General features: G+C 55.7%; 6 protein-coding genes. 2 read left to right on the plus strand and 4 right to left on the minus strand.

Annotation, left to right across the window (positions count from 1 at the left end):
* Positions 1-773, plus strand: a 773-nt coding sequence (locus WBC85_RS01710; RefSeq protein ID WP_424432955.1) for a cupin domain-containing protein, incomplete at its 5' end; no start/stop codon positions are given.
* Positions 774-791: 18 nt separating this feature from the next.
* Here WBC85_RS01710 and WBC85_RS01715 read toward each other — a convergent pair.
* The 3 genes from WBC85_RS01715 to WBC85_RS01725 all read right to left on the minus strand — a co-directional run bounded on the left by WBC85_RS01715 (position 792) and on the right by WBC85_RS01725 (position 3365).
* Positions 792-1094 (minus strand): H-NS family nucleoid-associated regulatory protein, encoded by a 303-nt coding sequence (locus WBC85_RS01715; protein ID WP_424432956.1) that lies wholly within the window; start codon positions 1092-1094, stop codon positions 792-794.
* 93 nt (positions 1095-1187) lie between these two features.
* On the minus strand, positions 1188-2189 hold the full coding sequence (locus WBC85_RS01720) for an NAD-dependent epimerase/dehydratase family protein (protein ID WP_424432957.1): 1002 nt from the start codon (positions 2187-2189) through the stop codon (positions 1188-1190).
* A gap of 102 nt (positions 2190-2291) precedes the next feature.
* Positions 2292-3365 carry a DUF2793 domain-containing protein gene (locus WBC85_RS01725; RefSeq protein WP_424432958.1) on the minus strand — a complete coding sequence of 358 codons (1074 nt, stop codon included), beginning with the start codon at positions 3363-3365 and terminating at the stop codon, positions 2292-2294.
* A 243-nt stretch (positions 3366-3608) separates the two neighbouring features.
* On the opposite strand from WBC85_RS01725, the gene WBC85_RS01730 reads away from it, so the two are divergent.
* A complete protein-coding gene (locus tag WBC85_RS01730) occupies positions 3609-4781 on the plus strand; it encodes a hypothetical protein (RefSeq protein ID WP_424432959.1) in 1173 nt (390 codons plus the stop codon).
* Between the two features lie 50 nt (positions 4782-4831).
* On the opposite strand, the gene WBC85_RS01735 is transcribed toward WBC85_RS01730, so the two are convergent.
* Positions 4832-5264 (minus strand): UDP binding domain-containing protein (locus tag WBC85_RS01735; protein WP_424432960.1); only part of this gene is annotated, 433 nt, incomplete at its 5' end.

Here is a 5264-nt window from a genome sequence, read left to right on the forward strand (position 1 = left end):
TGATCGCCCCTGCCCAAGCTGCATTGGACGGGGCCGAACAGGACCTTGGCTTTCGCCGTCTGGACGGGGCGGCCTTCGGGCAGATCGAAAAGATTTCGCTGGATTATGCGATCATGGAAAAGGCCGACAACCTGCACGTCATGCCGTTTTCCAAGGGCTGGTCCGATCTGGGCGATTGGGAAGCGTTGCGGCGCATCGCCGACAAGGACGCACAGGGCACGGCGCTTGTCGGTGCGGCGACCTCGGTGGATTGCGAGGGCAGTCTGCTTTGGTCCAGCACGCAAGGGCAGGAACTGGTCGGTATCGGCCTTGAGAATATCATCGCCGTTGCCATGCCCGATGCGGTGCTCGTCGCGGATCGCTCGCGGGTGCAGGATGTCAAAGCCGCCGTCGCCGCCTTGCAAGAAAAGGGCGCCAAGCAAGCAAACCAGTTCACCCGCGATCACCGCCCTTGGGGCTGGTTTGATTCACTGGCCATGGGGCCACGCTTTCAGGTGAAACGCATTGTGGTTACCCCCGGCGGGCAACTTAGCCTGCAAAGCCATGTGCACCGCGCCGAGCACTGGATCGTGGTCGAGGGCACGGCCCATGTCACGATTGATGACGATGTGAAGATGGTCACCGAAAACCAGTCGGTTTTCATTCCCCTTGGCGCGATCCACCGGATGGAAAACCGCGGCAAGGTGAATATGACCCTGATCGAAGTGCAAACCGGCAGCTATCTGGGCGAGGATGACATCATCCGCTATGAGGATGTCTACGCGCGCACATAGCCGCCGCTTGCGGTGTTTCTAGATCAAGGCGTCGTCGCGGGATCCGCCAGCAGCTTCGATATCTTTGATCCACTGCGGAATTCGGCCGCGGCCGGTCCACGTTTGATCGGGATCGGCAGGATTGCGATATTTGGGCGGGCTGACTTTTTTGACTTTGCCGACATTGGCAAGTTCAGACAAAGAAAATCCCATTTCAGCGGCCTTCTTTTCCAGTTCCGCCAGCGCTTCGCGCTTTTTACGGTTCTCGAAATCGGCAATTGTTTTATCGACGTCTTTACGGAGTTTTTTAAGCTCTTTGAGCGAAAGTGTATTCAGATCCATTTTCTCATCCCCATGAATAAATGATGCAGCCTAGAATACCCTTTTCACGAAATATGAAAGCAAATTGTTAACGGTGGGCAAACTTTAGCCGCGTTATGCATACTCAGCGTTGTACCAGTTCACAAAACTCGCCACACCATCCTTTAATTCGGTCTGGTTCATCGGGCCGATCAGGTCACGAAGGAGCGTTGCATCCGCCCAGGTCGATGGCATGTCGCCAGGCTGTATATCCAACATATTCTTTTTCGCGGTTTTGCCAAGAACCTCTTCCAGCGCCAGAATAAAATCGCTCAAACGGGTCGGCGCACCGTTCCCGATATTTACCGCACGCCAGGGCGCAATGGGCGAGAGGCTGTCTGCCGCGCTTACAGGGGATTTGCCCGGAATAGCATCCATCAGGCGGCGCACGCCATCGACCAGATCGGTGACATAGGTGAAATCACGCAGCATATCGCCGTGATTATACACATCAATTGCGCGATCATTCAAAATGGCATCGGTGAATTTGAACAGCGCCATATCAGGGCGCCCCCATGGGCCGTAAACGGTAAAGAAGCGGAACATGGTGGTGGGGATATTGTAAAGATGGGCATAGGTCTGCGCCATTGCTTCGGTGGCTTTTTTGGTTGCTGCATAAAACGACATTTGCGTATCGACTTTATGCGTTTCGCAATAGGGCATTTCGGTATTGGCACCGTAAACCGACGAGGTAGAGGCAATCAGCAAATGCGCGGGCGTGTGATGGCGCGCGGCCTCTAGCAATTCAAAGGTGCCGGAGATGTTGCTGTCCACATAGCTGCGCGGCGCATCAATGGAAGAACGCACACCCGCCTGCGCGGCGAGATGCACGATCATGGCAGGCTTATGGGCGCCGAGCAGGGCCTCCATCGCGCCGGGGGTTTCGAGGCGCTCAATCACGGGGGTGAAACCCTTGTGTGTCTCTAGCAACGCGTGGCGGCGGGTTTTCAGGGATACGTCATAGTAATCGGTCATCGCATCCAGGCCGATCACCTCAAAGCCGTCCGCAAGCAGTCGCTGGCACAGGTGATATCCGATAAATCCGGCGCTGCCGGTGACAAGGATGGGGCTGCTCATTTTGGATGCCTTCTGCTGCGCTGTTTGGCGCAAGCTATGGCGCGCAGCAGATCGAAACGCAAGTCTGGGGCGCGCGCGCAAATGTTTCGCGCGCGAAACAATTCAGCCGATCTTGCAGCCCCAGAAGACCGTGTTGTCCGCGGCAAGATAGGCATCGTTGTTCTCCATCCGCCCTTGCAGGGCCACGGTATCGCCTGCGGTGAGCGGCACCAGCGTCTGGCTCCAGATCGAATTGGACAGATCGAAATGGGTGCCGCCCGTCCGCCCGCGCGAGCCGGGAACCTCATCGACGGCGTTCTTGAGAAGACGGATGCTCATATGCGCATTGGACAGGTGCATTTTGTAATGCAGCGTGCCGCCCAGCAGATAGGTGCCATCGACAGGGGCGGTAAAGAGGTTTGTGGCCGCGTTAAAGCAGCCCTGATCGTTGGCTTCGACGGTATTGATCGCAACGGTCGTCCAGACCTCCTGGGCAAGGAAATTGTCGAAATTGGTGGAGGCCTTGAAACGGGGCAGGCGTGGCTGATCGGCAATGGCGGTGGCGGGATCAATGCTAAGCGCGTCGTTGAAAGTGCTGCCATCAGGGGTCACAGACAGGCGCAGACGGTTGTCCCCGAATAGGCCAAACAGCGCGCGCGTCTGGAAATCTTCCTGCAATACAAAGCCTGCATCATCCCCCGTGGTTTCCTTGTTCAGGGTCTGTATCAGGCTGCCCGTGCCACCATCGCCGCTATAAAGCGCGCTCCAGAGGGCGGCGTTGAGTTTCGCAGCGAAAGGCGTTGCGGCATCGGCCTGCATAGCAAGGCCAATAAGGCTGGCACCTTGCAGGGTGCTTGGGGAAATTTCGCCCCAGTCGGTGCCGTCAAAGACCACCATGGCCCCGCGCGCCAGCACATAGCCGCGCCAACCGGCGCGCGGCGTGTGAAACTGCCAGAGCCCATCAAGAAAGGCGGCAATATTGCCGTCCTGCGCGCTCCAGGCACCAGAGCCGCCGCTGGCCACGATATAGCAATCCCCTTCGCTTGGCGCGGCAGGGGGGCTAGCAAGTGCATCATCCTCAAAGGAGAGCTGCACCAGCATATCAAGCGCGCGCACCGCTTCGTTATGGGTGACGTGTTTTTGGGCCTGTGCAGGCTGAATGAAAGGCAGCGTCAGGCGGGGGGTGGTTTGGGACATGAGTTGGCTTTCGGCAGGGGAATTGATTGCCCTGACGGTGCTTCATTTCTCTTGCCACAATCCTACTGCGCCGTGCGGGGCAGTAAGCGAATATTAGTATTTCTTGCCAAGACCTGTGGGCAGCGTTCCCGTTAAAGTTTGTATATGGCTTCATCTGTTACATGAGATAGCACAGAGGTGAAGAAGTGCTGTTTTTTTCCCCGTGCTTCGTGTACGGCAACGGCACGTTTATTGAGGCGCAACATGCTTGCTTTTTTTACAGCAGTTTTAGGGCTGTTCCCGGCGATTTTTTTAACTTCGCTACAGGTTATTTTACTGATCATTCTTGGTTGGCTTGTGTTGAATAGACGGCAGATAAGCTGGTCTATGGTGAAAGTGCAGTTGAATTGGACGCATCTCGCCCTGGGCCAGTTTTTTCTTTTCTTTTTGGTGAATTCGATTGTGTTTACCGCCTTGCCGGGAACGCCTGATCACTATCGTTCTGTCGCAATCGAATCCTGGGTTGTGAGCTTGCTTGCATTGCTTTTGCTTGCATTATTTCTGGCCTACCAGGAGCCTACGCGCCTTAAGGCGGCGCTGATTGGCTGGTTGCCGGTAGGGCTGTGCATCACATTCGCAATCGCCACTGTGATTTTCATCTCGGGTCTGCAGGGACCGCGTATTCATATTGCAACGCCCAATCCGCTGGTGCCCCCCTTGTGGTTCCTAATTCTGACTCTGTGTAGCTTTACTTGGTTTGCCGAGATGAGCCGTGCTCATAAAGCGCTGCGGGTAGCGCTTTTCATCATGGCGGGGTTAATGGCCCTTTATGCTGGTGCGCGCTTGGTGATGCTGGCTTGGCTTTTTTCAGGACTGTTATTGGGGGCTTACTTGATCGCAATTTCCCCGCCCCGTCACCGCACCAAAGCGCTGCTTTGGGGAGGGCTAATTCTTGTAGCCGGGATCAGTGTCATGTGGCTGGCAGACCGTTTGGCAGGGGCTCTGCTATCTCACCGTTTAGGAATGCTGTTCGATCTTGAAGTCTCCAGGGAAGAGTTGCGCACGCGTTTCCCGCGCTTGGTGCTCTGGGATGCCTCGTTGGCTGTTATTTCCGAACAAATGCCTTGGGGGGCGGGCAATATTAATGAACGTATTCTGATCCAGAACGAGATCGGTTGGACGCGTTGGCTGCGGGCGCATCAAAGTTATTTATCATATTTGATTGCTGGGGGGCCGCTTGCCCTAATCTCAGGAGTGATCCTTCAACTACCGGTTTTGTATTTTTTGCGCCGCAACGTATTTCGGGATAAATTTCCTGCCTTTATAGGCCTTGGCGCTGTGCTGGCGTTAAATTGCCTGACGGATTCAATTTTGCAATCAGCTGTTGCAGTGCAAGCTTATATGGTAATTTTATTGTTGTATCAGCGGGCCCGTTAGGTTGATGCTAACGCGAAGATGCGGGTCTCGAATGGTCTGGAATTATTTCTTTAATTGTCCTTTTGAAAGCCCGCGCGCCCGATGCTGGTGTAGGCCTCAAAGCCTGCGCGCTTGGCGTCCTTGACGGAATAGACGTTGCGCAGATCGGCCATATGCGGCGTTGCCATCTTGCGCGCCAGTTTCTTGAGGTTGAGTGCCCGAAACTCGTTCCACTCGGTCAGCACGACGACCAAATCGGCGTTGTGGGCCGCTTTATAGGGGTCATCGACCCAGTGGACACCTGGCAGCAGCGCTTCGCCCTCGTGTTGTCCTTGCGGATCGCACACACGCACTTTGGCGCCGCCGCCAACCAGAGCGGGAACGATTGTTAGGGCAGGGGCGTCACGCATATCATCGGTGTCGGGTTTGAACGTCACGCCCAGAATGGCGATGACCTTGCCGTTGAACGAGCCCTCGCACAGATCTTCCAGCTTGGTGATCATC

It is taken from the genome of Planktotalea sp. (assembly GCF_049680325.1).
GTDB lineage: Bacteria > Pseudomonadota > Alphaproteobacteria > Rhodobacterales > Rhodobacteraceae > Planktotalea.

Bases quoted from the DNA above. Each gene is read 5' to 3' on its own strand.
- WBC85_RS01715 (WP_424432956.1), bottom strand. From the start codon at position 1,094: ATGGATCTGAATACACTTTCGCTCAAAGAGCTTAAAAAACTCCGTAAA.
- WBC85_RS01720 (WP_424432957.1), bottom strand. From the start codon at position 2,189: ATGAGCAGCCCCATCCTTGTCACCGGCAGCGCCGGATTTATCGGATAT.
- WBC85_RS01725 (WP_424432958.1), bottom strand. From the start codon at position 3,365: ATGTCCCAAACCACCCCCCGCCTGACGCTGCCTTTCATTCAGCCTGCA.
- WBC85_RS01730 (WP_424432959.1), top strand. From the start codon at position 3,609: ATGCTTGCTTTTTTTACAGCAGTTTTAGGGCTGTTCCCGGCGATTTTT.